Here is a 24,019-nt window from a genome sequence, read left to right as displayed (position 1 = left end):
ATGGTAATTTAGGACAGAATGACCGTTGTTCACAGGTCTAATTTGAACGACGGTATTTTGCAAAAATCCTATAATTATTGGGTATAATACGGCCGGTTTCAAGCTAAAATTCTATAAAAAAAGCCCTGCTTTCAGATCTGAAAGCAGGGCTTTGAAAAAGCAGCATATGATCAGGCCAGGTCCACGGTGCGGCCGGTCTTCACCGACTCGTCGCAGGCGAATGCGATCTGAAGGCTCATCACGGCATCCTGCAAATGGTCGGTTAGGTCGAGATCTTCGGTGACTGCCCGCAGGAAGTAACGTTGCTCTCGGTTACATAGCTCCTGGTGGTCCGGCTCGTCTTCCAGGTTGATCCAGGTGTCTTCTTTCACAAATTCGTCCGAACCGTTCAGATCAGCGTGGTGTACACGTATTGACTCGGTCTTCGTATGTGCTTCTACGGACGATGATTTTCCGGTGCCGCCCGCATCTTTGGCAACAATCGACGCTGAACCCTTCGGCCCGATCACGTCTTTCACAAAGAACGCCGTTTCGCTGATCATCGGGCCCCAGCCGGCTTCGTACCAGCCTACCGAACCGTCTTCAAACCAGATCTGAAGTTGACCATAGTTGTAATTTCCGGCCGGAATATCCTCGGTAAGGCGCGCACCGATCGCATTTACGCGGAGCGGTTTCGAGCGGGTCATCTGGCACATCACATCAATATAATGCACGCCGCAATCGACGATCGGGCTGAGGCTCTTCATCAGGTTCCGGTGAACGCCCCACATGTAGCCGTGGCTTTGCTGGTTGAGGTTCATACGCATAACCAGCGGTTTGCCCAGGCCTTGCGCTTCGGTTACGAAACGTTCCCACGACGGGTGTACGCGCAGGATGTAACCTACTACAACTTTCTTATTGGCCTTTTTGGCGGCTTCCACTACTCGTTTCGCGCCTTCAACGGTGTCGGCAAGCGGTTTCTCGATAAACACGTGCGCACCGGCTTCCAGTGCCTTCACCGCGAAATCTTCGTGGGTATCCGGGTAGGTTGAAATGCAGACCGCATCGGGCTTCGTCTCATTCAATGCTGTTTCGTAGTCATTGAAAAGGGCATAACCGCCGCCGAGTTTCTCATTGAGTACCTCTTTGCTTTTTCCTGTCGAAACGATCCCGCAGATCTCGAAACCGTCCAGAAGCTGGTAAGCAAAGGCATGGGAAGCACCCATATTCCCGCAACCGACTACCAGTACGCGGATGGGGCTTTCGTTTTCAAAAGATGACATAGATTAAAGATAAATGTTAAGATTATGGGTTAGCAGGAACAAGCGGCATGCAACAGGGCAGCCATGTTTGAGCATCAAAATTAGGCATTAAAATCCGTTTTCGTCCTGTTTTGGCCCTAGTGAAAGAAAATCCGGTTTCGTTGATACATTTTCTTTACCTGCCTGGAAATTGCCCTGACAATGTAAAAAGTGCAGTGCAAACCGTTTTTCATTGGAACTTTACCAATCTTGATGCGACACATTATGGGCTTCCTGCCCCATATAAATGAGAAACAGTATTGGCACAGGTAGTGTTCGTCGAAAACAAGCTTTGAGGGGATTTTCAGGAGTATGTTAAAATATGTAAGGAATTGATTAAAACATGTGAATATCCGCATGGAAGCATGGATTAATTTTGAACTAAAATTTTTAACATAAGCAGGATATGAACAAAGAAGCATGGTACGGCATTTTCCCCGCGTTGGTGACGCCATTCAAATCAGATGATACGGTTGATTTTGAGCTGTTCGGCAAGAACCTCGAAGCGCAGGTTGAAGCAGGTATAACCGGGGTGATCGTTGGCGGTTCGCTCGGGGAGGCCAGTACACTCACCAGGGCCGAAAAAATGGAGCTGGTGAAATATGCTAAACAAGCCCTTCCTGCTGGTCTGCCCGTAGTTCTCGGTATTGCGGAGCAATCTACTGCCGAGGCGGTGAGCATTGCGAAAGAAGCCGAAAGTGTTGGTGCTGATGGTCTGATGATCCTTCCGCCGATGCGTTACAAAGCGGACAACGACGAGACAGTGACCTGGTTTAAGACGATCGCCGAAAGTGTATCGCTTTCGATCATGATCTATAATAATCCTTTCGACTACAAGATCGAGGTAACGCTGGATATGTTCGAAGAACTGGCCAAAGTTCCGAATATCCACGCCATTAAGGAATCTACCCGCGACGTAAGTAACGTAACGCGCCTGTTCAACAAGTTCGGCGACCGTTTCCGTGTGTTCTGCGGCGTGGACACATTGATTATGGAAGAAGTAATGCTTGGCACGGATGGCGTGATCGGCGGCCTCGTGGATGCATTCCCTAAAGAAACCGTTGCGATCTTCAACCTGGTGAAAGCGGGCCAATATAAGGAGGCGTTGGCGATCTACCGCTGGTACCTGCCATTGCTGGAACTCGATATTCATCCTAAACTGGTACAAAATATCAAACTGGCAGCTGCTAAAATGGGTATCGGCTCCGAATACGTACGCGCGCCACGTCTGCCACTTGCTGGTGCGGAGCGTGAGAGGGTACTCGCTATCATCGATCAGGCCATCGCCACGCAACCTGAATTGCCGGATTATCTGAATCTGACGGTTGACACTTCGGTAGCGTAATTCCACCCTTCTATAAATATTGCGGTGCGCTGCGCCTTGTGATATTCAGGAGGTGCAGCGCACCGCAATACTTGTGGAAATGGGATGTTTGTCGCAAGATCCGGTAATGCAAATATTGGGCAACCGGAGGGGTTTCCTGTTCTACGGATGGTCTCAACCCAGCCAATAACTGTAATATTGACAAAAAAGCTTTTGGATATCGTTAGATTTCGAGGCTAGGATTGTTACCCTTTTGTCAAAACATCAAATTATGAAATTGTCCGATTTAGACCTTATTCTTGAAAAAGCCCAGGAGGCATTCGTAGCGATGAACGCCTACGCTTTACGCCGCCGGGTTGCATTGATGAACACCATCGCCGACGAGATCGAAGCGCTTGGTCCCGAGCTCGTGCAAACTGCCATGGCCGAATCCAACCTGCCCGAGGCGCGCCTTAATGGCGAAAAAGCTCGGACTGTGTTTCAATGGAGGAGCTATGCCGAAGCGGTGGAAAAAGGTTATTCGCTGGATGCGAGCATCGATACCGCCAATCCGCAACGCGCCGTGCCCAAGCCTGATATCCGCAAAACGAATGTAGGACTCGGTCCGGTGGCCGTTTTTGGTGCGAGTAACTTCCCGTTTGCATTCTCTACTGCGGGCGGAGACACAGCGAGCGCTATTGCAGCGGGCTGTCCTGTGGTGGTGAAAGCACATCCCGGTCATCCGAAAACCTCGCAGATCATGGCGGATGCCATTAGTCGCGGGGTTGCCAAAAGTGGTTTTCCGGAAGGGACATTTGCCCATATTTTCACGGATACCATCGAGGAAGCACAGGCATTGGTTGCCCATCCGGTGATTAAGGCCGTTGGTTTTACCGGTTCTAACCGTGCCGGACTGGCATTGGTCGACGTCGCTAACAAGCGCAAGGAACCCATTCCGGTATTTGCAGAAATGGGAAGCGTTAATCCCGTATTCCTGCTGCCAGGCAAGCTGAACACGGCCAGTGGCGAGTTGGCGAAACAATATGCCGGGTCGCTGACATTGGGTGTAGGACAGTTCTGTACCAACCCCGGTTTACTGATCACGGAAGATAACCCTGCATTGGATGGCTTCATCGAAGCATTGAACCAGGAGATCGTGAATATCCTTCCGGCGCCGATGCTGAATGCGGGTATTGCGGTCGCATACCGCGGTAACCGTGAGAAGATGATTGGCCAGTCGGGTGTGGAGTTGGTGGCTGTGGCTGCCAACGAAGCCGCGGACGGTCATGGCGCAGCTACGGTAGCTACCGTTTCGGGCGTTGATTTTCTGATCAACGACGAGTTGCAAACCGAAGTTTTCGGGCCATTCGCACTGATCGTGAAATGTCGCAATGCAGAGGAAGTGTTGGCGGTAACGGAAAAACTGCACGGTCAGCTGACTGCTACATTGCTGGCAACCAGTGAAGACCTTGCCTCGCATCGCGAGCTGGTAGCTTCTATTCAGAATAAATGCGGGCGTATTATCTTCAACAACTTCCCTACGGGCGTTGAGGTGTGCAAATCCATGCACCACGGCGGGCCATTCCCGTCGTCGAGCAACAGCCAGTTTACCTCCGTAGGTCCGGATGCGATCAAGCGGTTTACCCGCCCATTAAGCTTCCAGAACTGGCCCGACGAATTTTTACCGGACGAATTAAAAAATGCCAACCCGCTGGGAATCTGGCGGACGGTGGATAATGAAATAACCAAATCGGCGCTGTAAGAACAGCCCGGGAGCCTTTATGCGTAAAACTTTTTTCTGTATCGACGCCCACACCTGCGGGAATCCCGTACGCGTAGTCGCAGGTGGCGGGCCGCTCCTCGAGGGCAACAGCATGATGGAGCGCAGGCTCCATTTTTTGAGGGAATTCGACTGGATCCGTAAGGGCTTGATGTTCGAACCCCGCGGGCATGACATGATGAGTGGCAGCATTCTCTATCCGCCCATCGACCCTGCGAATGATATTGGGGTATTATATATAGAAACCAGCGGCTGCCTGCCCATGTGCGGCCATGGGACGATTGGTACGGTTACCATTGCCATTGAAGAAGGGTTGGTAACGCCGAAAGTTCCGGGCAAACTGCGCCTCGAAACGCCCGCCGGATTGGTGTTGGTGGAATATATACAGGAAGGCCGGAAGGTGAAGTCTGTTAAGCTCATCAACATAAAATCATTCCTGGCGGCTGAAAAGCTGACGGTTGAATGCCCCGACCTGGGCACATTAACCGTGGATGTTGCCTATGGAGGCAACTTCTACGCGATCGTCGATCCGCAGGAGAATTTCAAAGGCATTGAAAACTACACCGCCGACCAGCTGATCAGTTGGAGCCGCGTGTGCCGGAAGCGGATGAATGAGCAGTATAAATTCGTTCACCCCGAAAACGAGCATATCAATGGCCTGAGCCATTTCCTCTGGACCGGCGAGCCATTAGACCCAACCTCCACAGCGCGCAATGCGGTGTTCTACGGCGACAAGGCCATCGACCGTTCGCCCTGCGGTACGGGCACGTCTGCGCGTATGGCGCAGTGGCATGCGAAGGGAAAGCTTAAAAAAGGCGATCGCTTCGTACACGAAAGCATTATCGGTTCCAAATTCATCGGGACGGTGGAAGAAGAGACAACAATAGGGGATAAGCCCGCTATGATCCCCGGCATCGAAGGCTGGGCTGTCATCACCGGCCACAATACCATCTTCATCGACGACGAAGAAGACCCTTATGCATTTGGTTTCCAGGTGATATAGGGTTTTTAAAGATTTCAATTCAAATGACTACAAAAAGAGGCAGCGCCGTCATCATCGGTGGCGGAATTTCGGGTTTGGCTTCGGCCTATTATTTGCTTAAAAGCGGATGGAGCGTGACCCTGCTCGATAAGGGAGACCTGTTCGATAACTGCTCGATCGGCAATGCGGGCATGATCGTACCGAGCCATTTTATCCCGCTCGCTGCTCCGGGGATGATTTCGAAGGGTATCAAATGGATGTTCAACAGCCGCAGCCCCTTTTATGTAAAACCATCCCTTGATTTTTCCCTTATTTCATGGGGGCTCAAATTCATGAAAGCGGCGACCGAAGCCAACGTCGAACGGGCGGCACCGCATTTGAGGGATTATCATTTGTTGAGTAAAAAGCTTTACGAAGACCTCGTTCGCGACGAAAAACTGGATTTTGGACTGGAAGAAAAGGGGATATTAATGCTCTATAAATCCGACAAAACCGGTGAAGAGGAAATCCATGTCGGCAAACAAGGGCAGCAATTAGGTCTCGATATCGAAATGCTCGACCGCGAGCAAGTGCAGGCATTGGAACCGGGTATTAAACTCGACGTTGCGGGAGCGGTGCATTACCGCTGTGACGCCCATTTGTACCCGACTGCATTGGTCAATGGTTTGATCAAAAGCATTACTGCGCTCGGCGCTGAAATAGTCAAAAAAGCAGAAGTAACAGGTTTTGACGTTCAAAACGGAGAGATCAAAAGAGTAAAAACAGCTGCAAAAACCTACGAAGGCGATCTGGTCGTGATGACCGGCGGGTCGTGGCTCCCGCAGCTTGCGAAACAGGCCGGATTGTCCATCCCGGTGATGCCCGGCAAAGGTTACTCATTCATGGAGCCAAACGCTGAGCATCCGATTGTCCATCCCGCATTGCTCCTCGAAGCCCGCGTGGCCGTGACGCCAATGAACGGGCAGGTCCGCTTCGGCGGCACAATGGAACTCGCGCCGCTGAACAACCAAATCAATATGAACAGGGTGGAGGGCATCGTCAATTCCATCCCGCAATATTACCCTGAACTGAATGTTGCCGTTCCGCAAAAGGATCGCATTTGGCACGGTTTCCGGCCTTGCTCGCCCGATGGCTTGCCCTATTTGGGTTATTCCAAAAAGCTGAGCAACCTGATTGTGGCCGGAGGGCATGGCATGATGGGTATCAGTCTTGGTCCCGGCACCGGTAAAATCGTGGCCGAACTGGCGGAGCGTGTGAAACCTTCCGTGGATGTGGCGCTTTACGATCCCGAGCGGTATCAATAGGTGCGGTCCGGGCGGGGCTGCCTAAGTGGGGCTGCCTAAGTGGGGCTGCCTAAGTGGGGCTGCCTAAGTGGGGCTGCCTAAGCGGCGGCGAAGCGGCAGTTAAAAGGGCCATTTTAGCGAGTGGCGGGGCGGGGATATTGTGAGTAGTCCAAATACTTCGTAGTTTACACAGTTTAAAACCTGACCTAATAACCTATTACCCTTTATGCCACAAGAAAACACCTCTTTCAAGCCCTCACTAGGTCTTGTTGACGCCACCATGCTCGTAGCCGGCAGTATGATCGGATCGGGCATTTTTATTGTCAGCGCCGACATCATGCGCAATACCGGAAGTGTGGGCTGGCTGATGTTCGTGTGGCTCATCACCGGTTTCATGACGCTCACGGCCGCATTAAGCTACGGCGAGCTCAGCGCCATGTTTCCCAAGGCTGGTGGTCAGTATATCTATCTCAAAGAAGCATATAATCCCCTGATCGGTTTCCTGTACGGTTGGAGCTTTTTTACGGTCATCCAAACCGCCACTATCGCTGCAGTAGCGGTGGCATTTGCCAAGTTTACGGCCTATCTGATCCCGCAATTCAGTGAAGACCTCGTCGCATTGGACCTTGGTTTTCTTAAAATAAGTCCCGCTCAGCTACTGGCCATCGTCGTCATCGTTGTGCTGACGTTTACGAATACACGTGGTGTGAACAGCGGCAAAATAATTCAAACCACATTCACATTAACCAAGCTTCTAAGCCTTCTAGGCCTCATCGTTTTCGGATTGATTTTCATGAAACCCGAAATATGGGCCGCCAACTGGGGCGAGGGGATGTGGGATCTGCACAAGCTAAGTCCGGATGGCAGCATAGAGTCTTACACCACTATCGCTGCATTCGGGGCCATTGCTGCCTCGATGGTAGGTTCCATTTTCAGCAGCGATTCCTGGAATAATGTGACATTCATTGCGGGGGAAATCAAGAACCCGCAGCGTAACATTGGGCTCAGCCTCGCGTTAGGGACCATTATCGTAACAGTCATTTACGTGCTCACGAATGTGATGTACACGGGCGTGCTCTCCTTGCAGGAAATCGCGGCAGCCGACAAAGACCGCGTAGCCGTAGCCGCTTCGCACGTTATCTTCGGCAATGCCGGCACGATCGTTATCGCTGTGATGATCATGATTTCCACGTTCGGTTGCGACAACGGACTGATCATGTCTGGCGCACGGGTATATTATTCGATGGCCAAGGACGGCCTGTTTTTCAAAAAAGTAGGGCAATTGAACAAGAATGCCGTGCCGGAAATCGGCCTTTGGCTGCAATGCGTGATCGCCTCATTGTGGGCGTTGAGCGGTAAGTATGGTAATTTGCTGGATATGATCTCCTTCGTAGTAGTGGTGTTCTATATGCTCACGATTATCGGGATATTCATTCTCCGTAAAAAGCGTCCCGACGCGCCAAGGCCGTACAAGGCATTCGGCTATCCGTTTTTGCCTATCATTTACATTATCATGGGTATCGCATTCTGCGTGCTGCTCATTATTTACAAACCAGAATATACCTGGCCGGGGCTAATCATTGTACTGCTGGGGATACCGGTTTATTACATGGTGGCACGGAAGGACGTTGCGGCCGCTGAATAAAGACCACATAGAATAGATAGTGCCCTAAGCGGATAGCCGTTTAGGGCACATTTGTTTGTTGATGAAGTGAACTGACTACTTTTCCAATAGCTCGTCCAGATTACCCAGCGCCATCGTGAAGCCTTCTTTGAAGCCCATCTGCATGATTTGCTCGATGTCTTCATATTTATCGTATTGAATCACCACGGAAACGGTGGTGCTACCATCGGTTTCGGTGAAAGTATTCGTCCAGGTAGACCGGGCGAACTCCTCGTTAAGTTTTCCGTTCTCGTCGCAGAACGCATCGATACCCGAAAAGCTTTTCTGCGGATTGATCGTCTTGTAATCGAGTTTCGCCCAATGTTCTTCGCCCTCGGGACCTACCATTGCGTAAAGCCAGCTGCCGCCCTCGCGGAAATCCATTGATTTGGTCCGGGCCTTCCATGGACGCGGCGCCCACCATTGGTCGAGCAACTCGCTTTGTGTCCAGGCTGCCCATACTTTTGCAACCGGAGCGGCAAATTCGCGTTCTACATTGATACGATTGTTTTCCTTGTCTACCGAAAAATTCATTACCAAGCTAGTTTTCATCTGAATCGGAATTTAGGTTGATTAAAAGTTGATCTAATTGATTAAAACGGTCTTCCCAGTGTTTTTTGAACTGTGTCAACCAGTGGTCGAACTCTTTCATTTTAGCTGGATTGAAATAATAATGGATCTCCCTCCCGACCTTATTCTGCGTGAGCAGCTCGCAATCGGCGAGTACCTTGATGTGCTTCGAAACCGCCTGCCTGGAAGTATCAAAATGTTCTGCCAGAGCGTTGGGCGTCATAGATTGCGTCGCGATCAGAACGAGAATGGCCCTCCTCGTCGGATCCGCAATAGCTTGAAAAATATCTCCTTTCATACACGATCGAAATATGCAACTTGATGGTTGCAAATATAAATGCAACTTTTGGGTTGCGCAAATTTTTTATAATTTATTTTGACCCGTTTGCACAGAACTCTTTACCGTAAAGTAATTTTTCTGCACATTAGATCATAATCGCACCTTAAAAATCTGATCTATGAAAAGTATGTACAACTTCTTGACATCTAAGACGATGATTGCTGCTGTGATCATCTCTTTTACAATCGCAGGATGTCAGGAAAATTCCGTCGAAAACCAGTCAACAGCAACTTCGGAGCCTTCCGGTAGCTCGTTGCGGACAAGTGGTGAAAGTGAATTTGTGGATGGAGAATTGCTGATCCAGTTTAAAGAAGGCGTGTCGGCTGCTGCAAAGCAAAAGGCTTTCGACAAAGTGAAGGGGCAACCCGTAGAGAAAATCCTGACAAAAGCGATGGAGCGAGCGGGTAAGAAAGAGGGGTTGGCGCTTTTGAAGGTTAATAAAAATGTGTTGGAGGCCATCGCGGAGCTCAAAGGAGCTGAGGGCGTCGAATTTGCGGAGCCCAATTATGTGTATTATCATACCGCCATTTCGACGGACACCTATTTCACAAACGGGTCACTCTGGGGAATGTACGGCCCTGCAACGAGCCCGGCGAGCACTTACGGGAGTAATGCGGCGGCGGCCTGGGCGGCCGGTAAAACCGGCCTCGCTTCGGTTTGCGTCGGTGTGATCGACGAGGGCATTCAGCTCACGCACCCCGATCTCGCAGGTCAGGTTTGGGTTAATCCTGCCGATCCCACAGACGGTGTCGATAACGATGGGAATGGCCTTACAGATGATACCAATGGATGGGATTTTGCCAATAACGATGCATCCATCTACGACGGCGGGACCAAAGGCTCGCTCGACGACCACGGGACCCACGTGTCGGGCACCATTGGCGGAAAAGCGAATGGGCAAGGGGTTGTTGGTGTAAACTGGAGCATCCGGCTCATTTCCGCGAAGTTTCTCGGCCGTCGCGGTGGAACAACGGCGAATGCAGTAAAGGCTGTCGACTATCTCACTACCCTGAAAAACCGCGGGATCAATATCGTGGCCAGTAACAACTCCTGGGGCGGCGGAGGATATTCGCAAGCACTTTACGATGCCATCGCCCGCGCCAACAATGCAGGAATCATGTTTATTGCCGCTGCCGGCAACGCCGGGACCAACAACGACGTTACCGCGAGCTATCCCGCCAATTACAATCTTCCCAATGTGATTTCGGTTGCGGCGATAGATAAGAATGGTGCCCTGGCAAGCTTCTCGCAGTATGGTGCGACTACCGTAGACATCGGCGCGCCGGGCGTGGCGATCAACTCGACAACGGCTTACAACTCTTATTCGTCTTACAACGGCACCTCTATGGCCACTCCGCACGTTTCGGGCGCCGTGGCCTTGTATGCATCCACACATCCGGGCGCGTCCGTCGCGCAGATCCGCAACGCCATTCTGTCCAGCGCCGTACCGACGCCTTCATTGGCTGGTAAGACGGTTACTGGTGGCCGGTTGGATGTAAATGCGGCTTTGAGCAAGTAGATTGATGTTTTTTTTTAAGAGGGGAATGGCGCGCATACGCTGTTCCTCTCTTTTTGTTTGGCTTTTCGGCTACAAACAGGTAAACACTCTGTGGGTATGGGTCAGTAGATGTTCAAGTATTTTGGCCAATGCCACAGAGCGGCTTCCTGTTTATAGAAAACAGGAAGTAATGTCTTTTTTTAGAAATTTAAACTATTTATTTACCACCACGGTAACAATCGCCCGCCCCGGAATCTTCACCCCATCATTCAAGCTCTCATCCTTCGATGGCTTCATATCAACCCCCTCCTCACCACTAGTCAAGTAAACATCCGCTCCGCCTTTCACTCGAAACCCATTAATTTCCGGCTGTAAAACCCGCTCCTCATTCCCGTAATTAATAGCGACCAGCACCATCTGCTTCTCGTTGGCATAAGCCGAAACCATCAAATCCTGGGCAATTTGCTCATTGCTCAGCTCGTCCTGGCGCTTGATATGCAGCCGGTGCATCCCAGGACGGATAAAACGGCTGTAATGACCCATTGCCCACAGATTTTTAGTGGCGGTAATGGTGCCGTCTGTGTACTCCTTATTTGCAGGTTTCAAAGCAATAAGGTAATACCGGGTATCGAAATCGGGGCTGCCGGGCTCCCAGCTGTTCCAGAGCTGCCAGGCGGCGGCATTTCCGTATACCAGGTCGTCGTGGATCACTTTGGAAAGGAACAGGGCGCAGTCGATGGCGGGGATGCGGCCGGTTTTGCCTTCGCGGTAGCCGTCGGCGAGCATAGAGTACTCGGTTTGCCAGAACGTGACACCATATTTGGCGGTAGTGTCGGCCACGTGGCGGCGGATGGCGATGCGGGAGCTGTCGCCTTTGTCGGTGAAGTAGCTGTGCCCACCGATGAGAGATGGAAGGTGTTTCAGGTTTTTGAAGGCGAGCTTGCTGCCAGGATTGAAGAACGCCTGCGTTTGTTGTGCAGCGTTACCGCCCTTCGCATAAAGGTAATCGAGTTGGGCGGCTTCCGTAAGGAGGATTTTGGAGGCCGAGCCGGTGGCGGTCAATGCGCTGTCGAGGGTGCGGGTTACGCGGGCGATTTCGTCGTTGCGCCATGGGCTGCCTTCCTGCTTGGCGCCCTGGCCGGGAGCGTGCGACCAGTCCCATTGCGGTTCGTTCACGGGACTGATGTATTTGAAGTGCAGGCCTTCGTCGTCGAAATGCTTCAAAACCGTCGCAAGGAAGCCCGCATAGTGGCCATAATGTTCTGGTTTGAGGTTTGAGATATAATCTTTCGTTGTTTTATAGCCCAAACCATTCCTTGTAAACTGAACCGGCGGCGTATTGGAGAAAGCGATCAGGTTTTCGACTCCGTATTCTTTTGCTTTTTTGGTAAACCATACGTATCCGGCTTGCTTCGACCAGTCGTAGGTACCATCAGGGCGGAGGAAGCATTCGACGCGTTTGCGGAAGTCGGTAATGCCGCTGCTGTCGCCCTGCTCGGCTGTGCCGCCGCCGATGTTGAAACGCCAGGCGGAAAGGCCGATACCCTTTGGATTGCCGCTGGCGTGGAGTTCTTTACTGAAAAGCCATTCGGCCATTTGCTCGCGGTTTTGGGCAGGCCAGTTTTGGGCAATACCTTCCGTAAACCAGGCTCCGGCGGCACCGAAGTTGTCGATCTTTTGGGCTTTGTTTTGGACGTCTATTTTAATAACCAGTTCTTTCGGTTTCTGAGCTTGGCTAACAACGGCGATAAGTATTGAAAGGGTAGTGAGTACGAATCTTTTCATGGTTATTAATTTAAAATACATTGAAACCCATCGCGAGCAGGATCAGTACCACCGCCCAGCCGGCGATTTGAAGCAACGGCGAATGTTTATAACTGCCCATCAACCGCTGTTTCCGGCTTGCTACCAGCAGGATGGCGAGGGCTATGGGCAACACGAAACCATTCAACGTGCCTACGAAAACGAGCACTTTCACCGGACGGCCAACCAGCAGGAAAATGATGGTGGAGATGAATATGAAAACGATGGTGATATAAGATTGATTTGTTTCAACAAAAGGATGAAACGACCTCAGAAACGAAATGGAAGTGTAAGCTGCTCCCACCACCGAAGTAATGGCAGCCGACCAGATCATCAGTCCGAAAAGCTGCTTGCCAAATGTGCCCGCGGCATTTTCAAATACCGACGCGGCAGGGTTTTCGGGATTAATGGCTACACCGGTGAGAATAATTCCGAGCGTGGCCAGAAACAGCAGGTAGCGGATCAATGCCGTGATCAGAATACCGGTAGACGCGCCGCGATTCACTTCCTTCAATGCACGCTCACCCCGCACGCCCGCGTCGAGCAGGCGGTGCGCGCCTGCGAAGGAGATGTAACCGCCCACAGTCCCGCCTACGAGCGTGAGCGTTGCAATAGGATCGAATTTTTCGGGGAAAAAGGTGTGCTGGATCGCGCTGCCCATTGGCGGGTGCGAGGTGAATGCGACGTAGAGAATGAGGGCGATCATCAGGAAGCCGAGGATTTTTGCGAAAGTGTCCATGACTTTGCCGGCTTCTTTGAAAAGGAAGATCGCGATGGCCATTGCAGCGCTTAGGATTGCGCCCGTTTCAACAGATACGCCGGTCATGGCTTGGATACCTAGGCCTGCGCCGGCCACATTTCCGATGTTAAAGGCCAGCCCGCCAGCCACGATGAGAAATGCGAGAAGATAGCCGAGACCTGGAAGCAGGTCGTTGGCCAGGTCCTGGGCACGTTTGCCGGATACGGTGATGATCTGCCAGATGTTGAACTGGACGGCGAGGTCGATCAGTACCGATATCAGAATGATAAATCCGAAACTGGTCGCCAGCTTTTCGGTGAAGACGGTCGTTTGCGTCAGGAAGCCGGGGCCTACCGCCGACGTAGCCATGAGGAATGCGGCGCCCAGGAGGACGTTTTTGTTTTTTGACATAGTTAAATTTTAAACACCATACGCTCCACCTCCCGGAGTCTCGATAGTCAAAACATCCCCCACATTCACTTTCAGACTACAAATCCCGGGCAACTCATTCATTGAACCATTTGAAAAAAGTATATGACGCCCGCAAAGCCCATCGTCGCCACCAGACATTCCATAAGGCGCATACCGCCGGTGCTGACCAAGCAATGTAACCTGCAATGGCGCCAGAAATTCCAGCTTTCGAACGATACCGTCACCACCACGCCAGCGCCCCGCGCCACCAGAATTGCGGCGAATGCCGAATTCCAGCAAACGCACCGGATATTTCCTTTCTAGCTGTTCCGGATCGGTGATGCGGGTGTTGGTCATATGCTGATGCACTGCTGAGCGTCCGTTGAATCCATTTCCCGCGCCAACGCCGCCGCCGATCGTCTCGTAATAGCCGAACTGCTCGTTGCCGAAGAGGAAGTTATTCATCGTTCCCTGGCTGCAAGCCGCCATGCCGAATGCCTTTAATAAGGTGTCCACGAGTCGCTGGCTTACCTCGGTATTTCCGCCGACAACTGCCGGACAATGCAGCGGATCGTCGGAAAAATGAGGATGCAGGAAGCTGTTTTCGGGTAGTTTGATCTCCACATTCTGCATCAAGCCATCATTCAAAGGAATTTCCTGATCAACTAAAAGTCTCAGAACGTACAAAATGGCACTGTACAAAATGGAGATATTGGCATTGAGATTGTTCGGATGAACGCCCGATGTGCCGCTGAAATCGAATATTTGCTTATTATCGGATAGGTTGATTTTGATGGATATCCGATGATTGTCATCCAAGAGCTCGGAAGCTTCAAAAAGCTGCCCCTGCAATGGCTCCAATGCCTTCCGAAGTTGCGAAACGGCGGTTTGTTTAAGCATGCCCATGTATTTTTGCACCGTTTCGAGTCCATGGTTTTCAACCAGTTTCAGCAGCTGCGTGCTCCCTTTTTTCAATGCCGACAATGCCGCGATAATGTCGGCTTCATTGGAAAGGAACGACCGGGTAGGGTAAGGTCCACCCGTGAAAAGGTCGTGCAATGCCTCCCATTGAAACGCGCCAGCCTTCACAAGGTATTGCGGCACGATCACCACTCCTTCCTCTGCCAGGCATGTAGCATCCGGGGGCATCGAGCCGGGTGTTTTACCACCTACTTCCGCATGATGCGCCCGGTTGATCACGTAGCCTACGCAAGTGCCGTCGCCGGTAAATACCCCCGCGATTAAAGTGATATCCGGCAAATGCGACCCGCCGTAACGCGGATGGTTGGTGATCACGACGTCGCCCGGGCCAATGACGATAGCTTCGCGCACAAGGCGCCCGCATATGCCCATGCTGCCCAGGTGTACGGGAATGTGCTGCGCGTTCACGAGGAGCTCACCGCTCGCATCGAGCAATGCGCACGAGAAATCAAGGCGTTCCTTAACATTCACGGAAAATGCCGTCCGCTGCAACTGAACGCCCATTTCGTCGGCAATGGCCTTGAAACGGTTGGTGAAGAGCTGCAATGCTACTTCCTCGCTTTGCCGCCCAGCGCTGGTTGGAGCGGCGCGCGTTGTCCAGGCAATAGCGTCCTGTCCAGGCTGGATTACCAGTGTCCAGCCTTCGGGTAAGTAAGTTGTTGAAGTATTATTGAGGATAATAGAAGGTCCTTCCAACTGGTCGCCGGGGCGTAGATTGTCCCATTCAAACAGAGCTGTTTCGGAGAAACCAACGCCGGTCAGAAACGGCTTGCTATGCGCGAAAGCCTGAGCTTTCTGTCCAGTCCGTATGATTGACACTACGCCGCTTTGCGGATTTTTCTCCTGCACTTTCAGTTTCACACTTTCCAGCTCTATCACCGCATTGGCGGGAAAGTAACCGAATTGTGAACGATAGGTATCTTCAAAAGCAGCCAAAGTCGCATTGCCATCGTGAGGTATTTCAATCGTGTTTTCCTGACCGGCAAAACGCAGGTAAACGTGACAGAAAACCGTCTCAAAAGTGTCGATGCCCTGATCCTGCAAAATACCGGCCGCCTGCTTTTCCAACACCTCCCGCCATTCATCGACATGCGCGGCAGTTTTCACCCAGGGCAAAAGAATTTGTTTTGAAACAATCGTGCTGATCAGCGCCTCTCCAATCCCAGCCGCGCTGAAAAGTCCTCCGTCATAGGGGAGCAGCACCGTGTCCATATCCAGCAGCTCTGCAAGCTGGCATGCGTGCAGGCCGCCCGCACCGCCAAAGGTTACCAAGGCAAATGCATTAGGATTAATGCCTTTCTCGACTGAAATCTTGCGGATCGCGTCGGCCATTTTCTCATTGGCGATGCTTTCCAGACCGGTTAGGATTTCCTGATGGCTAAGCAGGTTGCCGGTCCGGGATCGGATCGCGCTTTGAAGCTCTTCCAGCCTAGCAATGGCGGCTTCGGGGGCAATCGGTATGCTGAATTTGGACGTTTCGAGCTTGCCGAGCAACAGGTTGACATCGGTGACCGTCAACGGCCCACCAGCGCCGTAACATGCCGGGCCGGGCGATGCGCCTGCACTCTCCGGTCCCACCTGCAATGAAAAACCGTCAAACCAGCAAATGGAGCCACCCCCCGCGGCCACGGTTTCGATGGCCAGGGTAGGGTTATGAAATTCGATACCGTCGATTTCCGTGATATATTTCAGCTCGGGCTGCCCATCAATAAGCGCCGTATCCGTGCTTGTGCCGCCCATATCGAAGGTAATGGCCTTTGGGAAGCCGAGTTTTCGGGCAAAATTGGTCGCAGCCACCATGCCGCCAGCCGGGCCGCTGAGCAGGCTGTCTTTGGCACGGAAACCACTTACTTCCGAGAGGCTGCCGGTGCTGGTCATTACTTGCAGACGCCCTCCGTTCAAGGCCTGGTGGATGTTGGTGAGATATTGATCGAGGATTGGGTCGAGGTAGGCGTTGACGACGGCGGTTTGCGTTCTTCTTAAATAATGCGAGAACGGAAAAAGCGCCGACGAGGCAGATATGTATTTTGTACCATTATCCCGGAACCAGGTCGCGACTTGGTTTTCATGGTCGGGATTTTGGTAAGAATGCATTAAAGAAATGGCAACCGACTTGTAATCAGCAAGTTTTTGTTCTGATTCCAAGTCGGTCAAATCCAGGGTTTCAATCACATTTCCATCGAGCCGCTCGTCTACTTCCAGCACTTTGGTGTAAAGCAGTTTGGGTTCAGGAATATTGAGCTGAAAGAGCGATGGTCGTTGCTGGTTACCGATGTAGAGCAAATCTTTAAAACCTTTGGTAACGACCAGCAGTGTTGGGGCTCCTTTTCGTTCAAGCAATGCATTGGTACCCTTTGTTGTACCTAGTCGCATAGCAATAGGTGGCAATGGTTGATCGAGCGGCGTTTGTGTAAGAAGCCTTGCTGCCAGAATGGGCGCTTCTTCGCCGGTTGTTATTTCAAAATCCGTGGATCGGACAAATGGCAGATCGTCTGCTAAGGTAATGGTATGTTGCTGCCGGTCGATTTTTTCAACACGACTTATGGTGTTGTCGCCATGGAACTTAAATGTATAATTTTTAAAAAGATCGCCGTTATAAGGCCAAGAAGCCTCGAACCGGTAGGTGTTTATGCTCAATTTCTCCGTAATGCGGCCTCGGAGGCAACTGGAACTGAGTACTTTAATACGGGTTTTGTATCCGGCCGGATCGATGGCCAGGCAGTCGGTAAAAGTACCGCCGGTGTCGATCCAGATTTGCCAGTTTTGGGTAATCGTATTTTTCAAGTTAAGGGATTTATGTCAGGCGTTTGATTGATCCCCAATTTACCCATTTCAGTGCATAGGACGTCTTTTGAACGGATTTAAATATCCCTGAAACCCTTCTGATATTCCCCTGGCGACATGCCGGTGGTCTTTTTAAATACCCTGTTGAAATTCGTCACGTGGTCGAATCCGGTCTGGTAGCAGATATCCGAAAAGCTGTCGAACTTACCCGAAAGGATGATCTTACAAGCTTCATTGATCCGCACTTCGTTCAGGAAACTGACGAATGTCTTGTCCGTATGTTTTTTGAAATACCGGCAAAATGCCTGGGGAGTGAGGTTGGCGATTTCGGATATTTCGGCGAGGGATATGTGGCGTTTGTAGTTGGTGACAAGGTATTGGAAAATACGGTCCATACGAATCCCCTCTACCTCGGAAATGACTTGTTCGCTGTTGCTGGTAGCCAGCGGTTTCAGGTCGCGGGTGGTTGAGAACTGGTAGAGCAGCTTGATGAAAGCCGCAACCCGCTGACTTTCTTTGTGGTGGATAATTTCTGAAATGATATTCTGAATGGCCTCCCGCGCTTCTTCCGGGATTTGAAAGCCATTGTGGACCCCGTGGACAAACTTCCGGATGTTGGCCATCTCCGGCAGGCTCAGGATGTTCTGGGATAAATAGTTAGGGTCGAAAAAGATGGAAACGGAGTGGATCTGCCTGGGTTCGTCGGGATTGAAATAGGACTCGTCGTTCTTGAAAATGTGCGACTGGTTGGCCCCGATAATGTAAATGTCGCCCGATTCGAACCGCTGCATATAATTCCCCGCGACAAGAATTCCCGAACCTTCCACCACCCATTCAATCTGCACCTCGCGATGGCGATGCAAATGTGGGTAGTAGTGCGGTAACTTTTCCTCCTGAACAACAATTGTACTTTCGCGGGAAACGGGAATGGTGAATTGTACGACTTTCATAACTAAATATACGCAGGAAGGTTGGTTAATGCTTCATGCCAGAGATTTTTTCAATTGGCGTATTGTATTTTTAAGCTATGGTCGTTGCAAGCCTACGCCGCATTGCCGCTGTCGGATCGGGATTTATGAACAAATAGTATTCGGGCTGACCTTTGCAACCGTGCGCATATTTTGTGTTCTAAATCAGCCGTTCAGATTCGCATAAGGCACTTTTGGTACCCTGCGAATCTGAACGCTAATTGTTATACGCTAAACTTGAATTGATTTTGAATTAATAGGCCAATCAATTAAGAATTATAACCCTTTTTCCTTCACAACTTTCATGACCCCGGTCATCAGACGCCAGTGGCCCGGGAACGTACATACGAACGGATAGTCTCCAACCTGATCCGGTACCACAAACTTCAAGCGGTAGGTCTGGCCAGGGTTTACGAGCGGTGTCGCAGCCAAAACCTGAGGGATATTAGGTACATAATTCTTCTCTGCGCCGTCTTTGGCGGTGATCATCTTGTCGGCGGCAGCGCCGATGATCTCGGTAGACTTCGGACGTCCTACCACAATGTTATGCTGCATCGCATCCGGGTTTTCGAACACGATTTCAACAGTTTTACCAGCTACCGCGGTGAATTCGGTAACGGTGAACTTCATTTCTTCACGGATAGCCTTGATCGTCACCACCTGTACATTCGGGTCGGCAGCGACTTCTTCCTTAATGCCGTAAGATTCCAGCAGGGTGGTGTAGCGGTTGCTAAGATCGTCAGGGATTGTGCTTTTAACGCTTGCCAGCAGCTTTTTGCCTTCGTCGTTGGCATCTTCCTTGCGTTTCGGGTTCCATGCGCCAAGGATACCTTTTACGATCGCATTGCGGCCCTGTGGATCGAGTGACTGTGAGGTCTGGATGAGTTTTAGCACGTCGTCGCCGCTTGCGTAAGAAGTATAGCCGCGTACGGTACGTTCGAGGGCGAAGTCGGAAAGGCGGTCGAGGCGACGCACTTCGAACGACTTGCTCATCGTATTGTTTTTGTTCTCATCTTTTTCAGGAACCACATTATCCACGTCCACAGTCGCCGTTACATTCACTTTGCCCGCTTCATCGGAAGTGAAGCCGAATGCAGTTTTCCAGGGACCGTTGTTGCCTTCCACAAGCTTCACAGTTTCGCCCGGCGCAATGCCGTTAGTGAGTTGGCGGCTGATATAGTTGGTGTTCAGCGAGCGGCTGCGGATACCGACGTTCACCGTTGGCACCTGCTCTTTGGTGACAGGTACGGAGCCAATGTTTGTAATTTCAATGGTTACCCGTGCGTACTCGCGAACGTAAGGCGTTTTTGGCTCAATGGTAATGTTCGTGATCGCCAGATCAGCCGATCCCTGAACGGTCACTTTGCTTGCGCCGTGGCCTTCGTGGTTCATGGTTGAGTGATCTGCGTGGCCAGCGGCAGAAGTTTGCTGTGCAGCACCCGCCGAACCAGCTTTCGCAACACGTTGAGCGATGTATTTAGTACGCAAAGCTCCATCATGCGAGTTGAGCACAGCGGCAAATGCATCCGGCATCCAGCGGTCTTCCGCATTGGAATAGGTATCGAGCAATGTAAGCACGGCTGTTTCGATTTGCGGAGTCAATGGAATTTCGGTGAATGCAAGCAAGGAGTTCAATACTACCAATGGCTCCTTGTCGTGCAATGCATCGGCTGCGAGCAACACTTCGCCGCTTGCGGCGGTGCGAGGCAATACCTGTACGGCTGTTTTGCGTACGTCGTTGGATGGGTGTTTCAATGCTTCGACAACCACCGGCAAAACTTGCGCGTCACCGATTGCATTCAGGCCTTCGAGTGTCCATAATGCGTGGATCGCAGCGGTATTCAGGCCGATTTCGTCGACCGATTTGTCTTTAACGAGTTCAACCAGTTTGGCCACCACATCTTTGTTTCCGCGTTCCACCAAAAGGCGTTGGGCATGCTGGCGCCAGAAGAGGTTATTATTTTTCAAAGTAGCAACCAGCTCGTCCGGGCGTGTTTTACTCAGAGAGATCGGCGTGTATTTCGGCGCGTTTTTCCAGGCAATGCGGTAGAGGCGGCCGTGGGTGAAATCGCGCAGCGGCGTTTCGTAAGCATTGCCTTTTCCGTTTTCAGAACCCTTGGGAGTCGGGTTATGCTGGATAATGTAGCTGTACCAGTCGGCTACCCACACGGCGCCATCCGGACCAACTTCCGCGAATACGGGAGCAACCCATTCGTCGGCACCCGCAAGCAGGTTAAAACCGAGTTGATCCTCGTAGTCGGTACCTTTTTTCACCATCACGTTGCGGTGCAGAATGTGGCCGGTAGGCTCGGAAACAAATGCTACTTTGTTCCAGTATTCTTTCGGGTACGCGCGGGCGGTGTAGAAGTTGTGGCCCGCAGCGGCTGTAAATCCACCAAAAACGTCAACCTGACGCACTTTTGGCGTGATCGGTTGCATGTCTTTGTGCGTATCGGTGCTGCGGCTTCCGTTATCGACTTTGCTGGCTCCGAAATAGCGGTTTGGAATGGCGCTGTACCAGCCGTGCGAGTTGTTGGCAGTAGAACCAAACAGATCGCCCGCCTCGTTGAAGCCGAGTCCCCAGGTATTGTTAGAAGTTTTGGCAACGATTTCCATATCCGAACCATCCGGTTTGAAGCGGAACAATGCCTGACCGAAATCAAGATCCCCGCTTTTGCCCACTTTGCCTTTGAAGCCCGAGTAACCTACCGAACCGTAAACCCAGTTGTCAAAACCATAATGCAGGTTGGAAGGTCCCGCGTGGGTATCGCCGGTCCCGAAGCCCGAGAATAGGATTTTCTTCACATCAGCCTTGTCGTCGCCGTCGGTATCCTGCAAAAACAGCATATGCGGTGCCTGCGACACCACCAGTCCACCGTTGGCGAACGCCAGGCCGGTTGGAATGCTTAAATCATCGGAAAACTTGGTGAATTTATCCGCCTTGCCGTCCTTGTTCGTATCCTCGCAGATCAGGATGTAGTCGCTACCGCCTGTGTCTTTCCGTTCGTTGGGATAATCTTTGGTGATGAGTACATACAATCTGCCGCGCTCGTCCCACGTCATTGCGATCGGGTGCATCACATCAGGCTCGTGTGCGAAGACGTCCAATGTAAAGTCAACCGGGATCTGAATGTGTTTCACAGACTCTTCCGGCGAAAGCGGCAGTTGCTGCAATTGCGGACCAGGGCGCTGCTCGTAGTTAGGAAGTTGTGCCGCGCGGTATTCGAATGGTTTCGGGGCCAATGCAGCCAATGCTTTGCGAGCATCATCGTTTACAGCCCAAAGGATACCTTTTTCGATCAGGTCCTGGAAACCTTGCGTACCCCAGGTGCGCTCATCATGGCCGTATGCCGTATAGAAAATGCGGCCTTTGCCATGGGTTCTCACCCAGGTATAAGGCTCTTTTTGCTGTCCGGGACGGTCTTTCTCCTGGTCTTTCTGGATCAGACGCTCGGTGAGGACAATGTTATCGGGTTGCAGCAATGTATGCAAATACGTTTCATCCACCGTTTTGAATGGTTTCACGCCTGCGATTGCCGGGTGATCGGGCTTGGTCCATACCGGCTGGATCGTGTCCCAGGTATGGCGCCAGAACTGCCCGCCGATCAGTTTCACCACCTCCGCATTATTACGGAAGCAGTAAGAAGCGCAGTGAACGGGGATAAAGCCTTTTCCGCTGGCCACATAGTCGAGCAGCGACTTCGCCTGCTGCGGGGCGATCGAGTCCCAGTTGGCATACAGCATCAATGCATCGTACTTGTTCAGCGTCTCAGGGTTCAGGTCGTTGAGGTTATCCGTGTAGGTAAAGTTGAACCCTTTGGGACCCAAAGCCGCCATGATCTGCGGAATGCGTTCGGCGGGCTTGTGATGCCCTTTGTCGCCTAAAAACAGGATTTCCAATCGGCGTGCTTTCGCCTCGCTCTTGGAAGAAGCATTTTTAACCGACGCGTTCTGGGAGGTCTGCTGAGAGGCACATCCCAGCAGGATAATACCTAGGATAAAGGATAACGCTTTGGTTTTCATCGAGGTTAATTGTTTCTTGTTGTAATGGAATTGGTTGGCTTGCAGTGTGTGATTTTTATTGGCATCTCGCGTTGCCCTTCGACTTCGCTCAGGGTGACAATTCACGCATGTCACCCTGAGCGAAGTCGAAGGGCAATGTACTAAGTCGCTTTACACATTCTTAAAATCCGGCAACTTGATAATCGCCCCGCCCTGCAATGCCGACTCGTGCGCCAGGATACCTACGCTGGTCCAGTTGGCCGACTGCCATGCATTCGGGAATGGCTCGCGGTCTTCGATCAATGCGCTGATGAACTCGTGCGCCAGGTGCGGGTGTGAGCCACCGTGGCCGCCGCCTTGCACGAACGACAAGTGCGCGTTTTCATCCAGGTTATAAACGCCGTGACCTGTGAAATGACGGATTTCCTCCGGCAAATAATGTGCATAATCAGGCGTCGTTACTTTTTCAGCGATTTCATGCTCAGGCTTTTTCGCCGTGTGGATCACCGGATCTTCGCCTTCGATCAGCGGCCATTCGAATGATTTTTTGCTGCCGTACACCTCGAAGCTCTCGCGGTACTGACGCGCCACGTCGAACAATGAGCGGTATACATAAGCCGACAAGTCGCTGTCTTTGAACTTAATATGCGCAGATTCTACTGCGAACGGCGAATTGTGGATCTTGATCAGGTCTTCCGAGATGGTTCCCGAACCGAAGCATGAAACGTACTCAGCTTCCAATTTCAGCAAACCGGCCACCGGTCCTACGCAGTGCGTTGCATAGTGCATCGGAGGCAATCCCGGCCAGTAGTCGGGCCAGCCTTCCATATCCTGCTGGTGGCTCGCTTTGAGGAACTGCACTTTACCAAGCTCGCCTTTTTCGTACAATTCTTTCACAAAAAGGAATTCGCGGGCATATACCACGGTTTCCATCATCATATATTTTTTGCCCGTTTCGCGGGTTGCTTTCACGATCTCGATGCAGTCCTCTACGCTCGTAGCCATCGGTACTGTACAAGCCACGTGCTTGCCCGCGCGGAGTGCTTTCAATGTCTGCTCTGCGTGGTTGGGGATAGGTGAGTTGATGTGGACCGCGTCGATGTTAGGATCTTTCAGCAGTTCGTCATAGTCGGTGTAGCGTACTTCAATGCCGTACTGGTCGCCAACTTCATTTAGTTTCGATTCGGTACGCTGGCAAATCGCGTACATATTGGCATTGGGATGTTGCTGGTAGATGGGAATAAACTCGGCGCCGAAGCCTAATCCGATAATGGCAACATTAATTTTCTTAGACATATTGATTAACAGGTTAATGATTCAGTAGATCAGCGATTTAGCGAAAAAACGGGTTGTTTCGGCCAGGATCGCCCGCCGGATTGGCCGGTGTTTCAAGATGAGTTGGTGTGGATACTAATCGACAATACAATTTTAAAACAAAATAGTGCTAAAAACTTTTCAGGTTTTGATTAGTACTGTGCGTATTTTGACCTGTTTTTAGATTAATATCATTTTTAATGCAAAAAATAGCTAGAATAAGTGTCCCGAAATGCCGATTTTGCGATAATTAAGCCGTTTTCTTGACCAAAATTCTCAATATCACGTTTCCGTGTGTCCGGGAGAAGCTGAGTGACC

Annotated in this window: 15 protein-coding genes; 6 read left to right on the top strand and 9 right to left on the bottom strand. The window is 51.3% G+C overall.

The features are described 5' to 3' along the window. Window positions 1-170: 170 nt before the first annotated feature. Window positions 171-1,262, bottom strand: coding sequence for a Gfo/Idh/MocA family protein (locus IEY24_RS19380; protein WP_188935031.1), 1,092 nt, complete (start codon window positions 1,260-1,262; stop codon window positions 171-173). A 424-nt stretch (window positions 1,263-1,686) separates the two neighbouring features. Here IEY24_RS19380 and IEY24_RS19375 point away from each other — a divergent pair, with 424 nt between their 5' ends. The 5 genes from IEY24_RS19375 (at window position 1,687) to IEY24_RS19355 (ending at window position 8,273) form a co-directional block, all read left to right on the top strand. Beyond that, window positions 1,687-2,625 carry a dihydrodipicolinate synthase family protein gene (locus tag IEY24_RS19375; RefSeq protein WP_188935029.1) on the top strand — a complete coding sequence of 313 codons (939 nt, stop codon included), beginning with the start codon at window positions 1,687-1,689 and terminating at the stop codon, window positions 2,623-2,625. A gap of 250 nt (window positions 2,626-2,875) precedes the next feature. Further along, window positions 2,876-4,345 (top strand): aldehyde dehydrogenase (NADP(+)), encoded by a 1,470-nt coding sequence (locus IEY24_RS19370; protein WP_188935027.1) that lies wholly within the window; start codon window positions 2,876-2,878, stop codon window positions 4,343-4,345. A gap of 19 nt (window positions 4,346-4,364) precedes the next feature. After that, on the top strand, window positions 4,365-5,366 hold the full coding sequence (locus IEY24_RS19365) for a 4-hydroxyproline epimerase (RefSeq protein ID WP_188935025.1): 1,002 nt from the start codon (window positions 4,365-4,367) through the stop codon (window positions 5,364-5,366). Window positions 5,367-5,389: 23 nt separating this feature from the next. Further along, complete coding sequence (locus tag IEY24_RS19360; protein ID WP_188935023.1) at window positions 5,390-6,649, top strand: NAD(P)/FAD-dependent oxidoreductase; 1,260 nt, start codon at window positions 5,390-5,392, stop codon at window positions 6,647-6,649. A 205-nt stretch (window positions 6,650-6,854) separates the two neighbouring features. Continuing rightward, window positions 6,855-8,273 (top strand): APC family permease, encoded by a 1,419-nt coding sequence (locus tag IEY24_RS19355; RefSeq protein ID WP_188935021.1) that lies wholly within the window; start codon window positions 6,855-6,857, stop codon window positions 8,271-8,273. A gap of 75 nt (window positions 8,274-8,348) precedes the next feature. On the opposite strand, the gene IEY24_RS19350 is transcribed toward IEY24_RS19355, so the two are convergent. Both IEY24_RS19350 and IEY24_RS19345 read right to left on the bottom strand, forming a co-directional pair. Continuing rightward, window positions 8,349-8,843, bottom strand: coding sequence for an SRPBCC family protein (locus IEY24_RS19350; protein ID WP_188935019.1), 495 nt, complete (start codon window positions 8,841-8,843; stop codon window positions 8,349-8,351). After that, entirely contained in the window at window positions 8,833-9,159 is a 327-nt protein-coding gene (locus IEY24_RS19345) for an ArsR/SmtB family transcription factor (RefSeq protein WP_188935017.1), read from the bottom strand. Before IEY24_RS19345 ends, IEY24_RS19350 begins: the two co-directional genes overlap by 11 nt. 169 nt (window positions 9,160-9,328) lie before the next feature. Between IEY24_RS19345 and IEY24_RS19340 the strand changes: the two genes are divergently transcribed. Beyond that, a complete protein-coding gene (locus IEY24_RS19340) occupies window positions 9,329-10,720 on the top strand; it encodes a S8 family peptidase (RefSeq protein ID WP_498067799.1) in 1,392 nt (463 codons plus the stop codon). A 192-nt stretch (window positions 10,721-10,912) separates the two neighbouring features. Here the strand turns inward: IEY24_RS19340 and IEY24_RS19335 are convergent, their stop codons facing one another. The 6 genes from IEY24_RS19335 to IEY24_RS19310 form a co-directional block, all read right to left on the bottom strand. Then, window positions 10,913-12,484 (bottom strand): glycoside hydrolase, encoded by a 1,572-nt coding sequence (locus tag IEY24_RS19335; protein WP_188935013.1) that lies wholly within the window; start codon window positions 12,482-12,484, stop codon window positions 10,913-10,915. A gap of 10 nt (window positions 12,485-12,494) precedes the next feature. After that, a complete protein-coding gene (locus IEY24_RS19330; protein ID WP_188935011.1) occupies window positions 12,495-13,652 on the bottom strand; it encodes an NRAMP family divalent metal transporter in 1,158 nt (385 codons plus the stop codon). A gap of 9 nt (window positions 13,653-13,661) precedes the next feature. Next, window positions 13,662-17,417 (bottom strand): hydantoinase B/oxoprolinase family protein, encoded by a 3,756-nt coding sequence (locus IEY24_RS19325; protein ID WP_229222622.1) that lies wholly within the window; start codon window positions 17,415-17,417, stop codon window positions 13,662-13,664. Between the two features lie 77 nt (window positions 17,418-17,494). Beyond that, entirely contained in the window at window positions 17,495-18,367 is an 873-nt protein-coding gene (locus IEY24_RS19320; RefSeq protein WP_188935009.1) for an AraC family transcriptional regulator, read from the bottom strand. A 294-nt stretch (window positions 18,368-18,661) separates the two neighbouring features. After that, window positions 18,662-22,408: a PVC-type heme-binding CxxCH protein gene (locus IEY24_RS19315; RefSeq protein ID WP_188935007.1), complete on the bottom strand. Its 3,747-nt coding sequence runs from the start codon at window positions 22,406-22,408 to the stop codon at window positions 18,662-18,664. Window positions 22,409-22,558: 150 nt separating this feature from the next. Further along, window positions 22,559-23,683, bottom strand: coding sequence for a Gfo/Idh/MocA family protein (locus tag IEY24_RS19310; RefSeq protein ID WP_188935005.1), 1,125 nt, complete (start codon window positions 23,681-23,683; stop codon window positions 22,559-22,561). Between the last annotated feature and the right edge of the window lie 336 nt (window positions 23,684-24,019).

The sequence above is a fragment of the Dyadobacter endophyticus genome, from assembly GCF_014641595.1.
GTDB lineage: Bacteria > Bacteroidota > Bacteroidia > Cytophagales > Spirosomataceae > Dyadobacter > Dyadobacter endophyticus.
The sequence above is the reverse complement of the archived record's forward strand: the minus strand, read 5'-3'. Positions and strand labels throughout refer to the sequence as shown.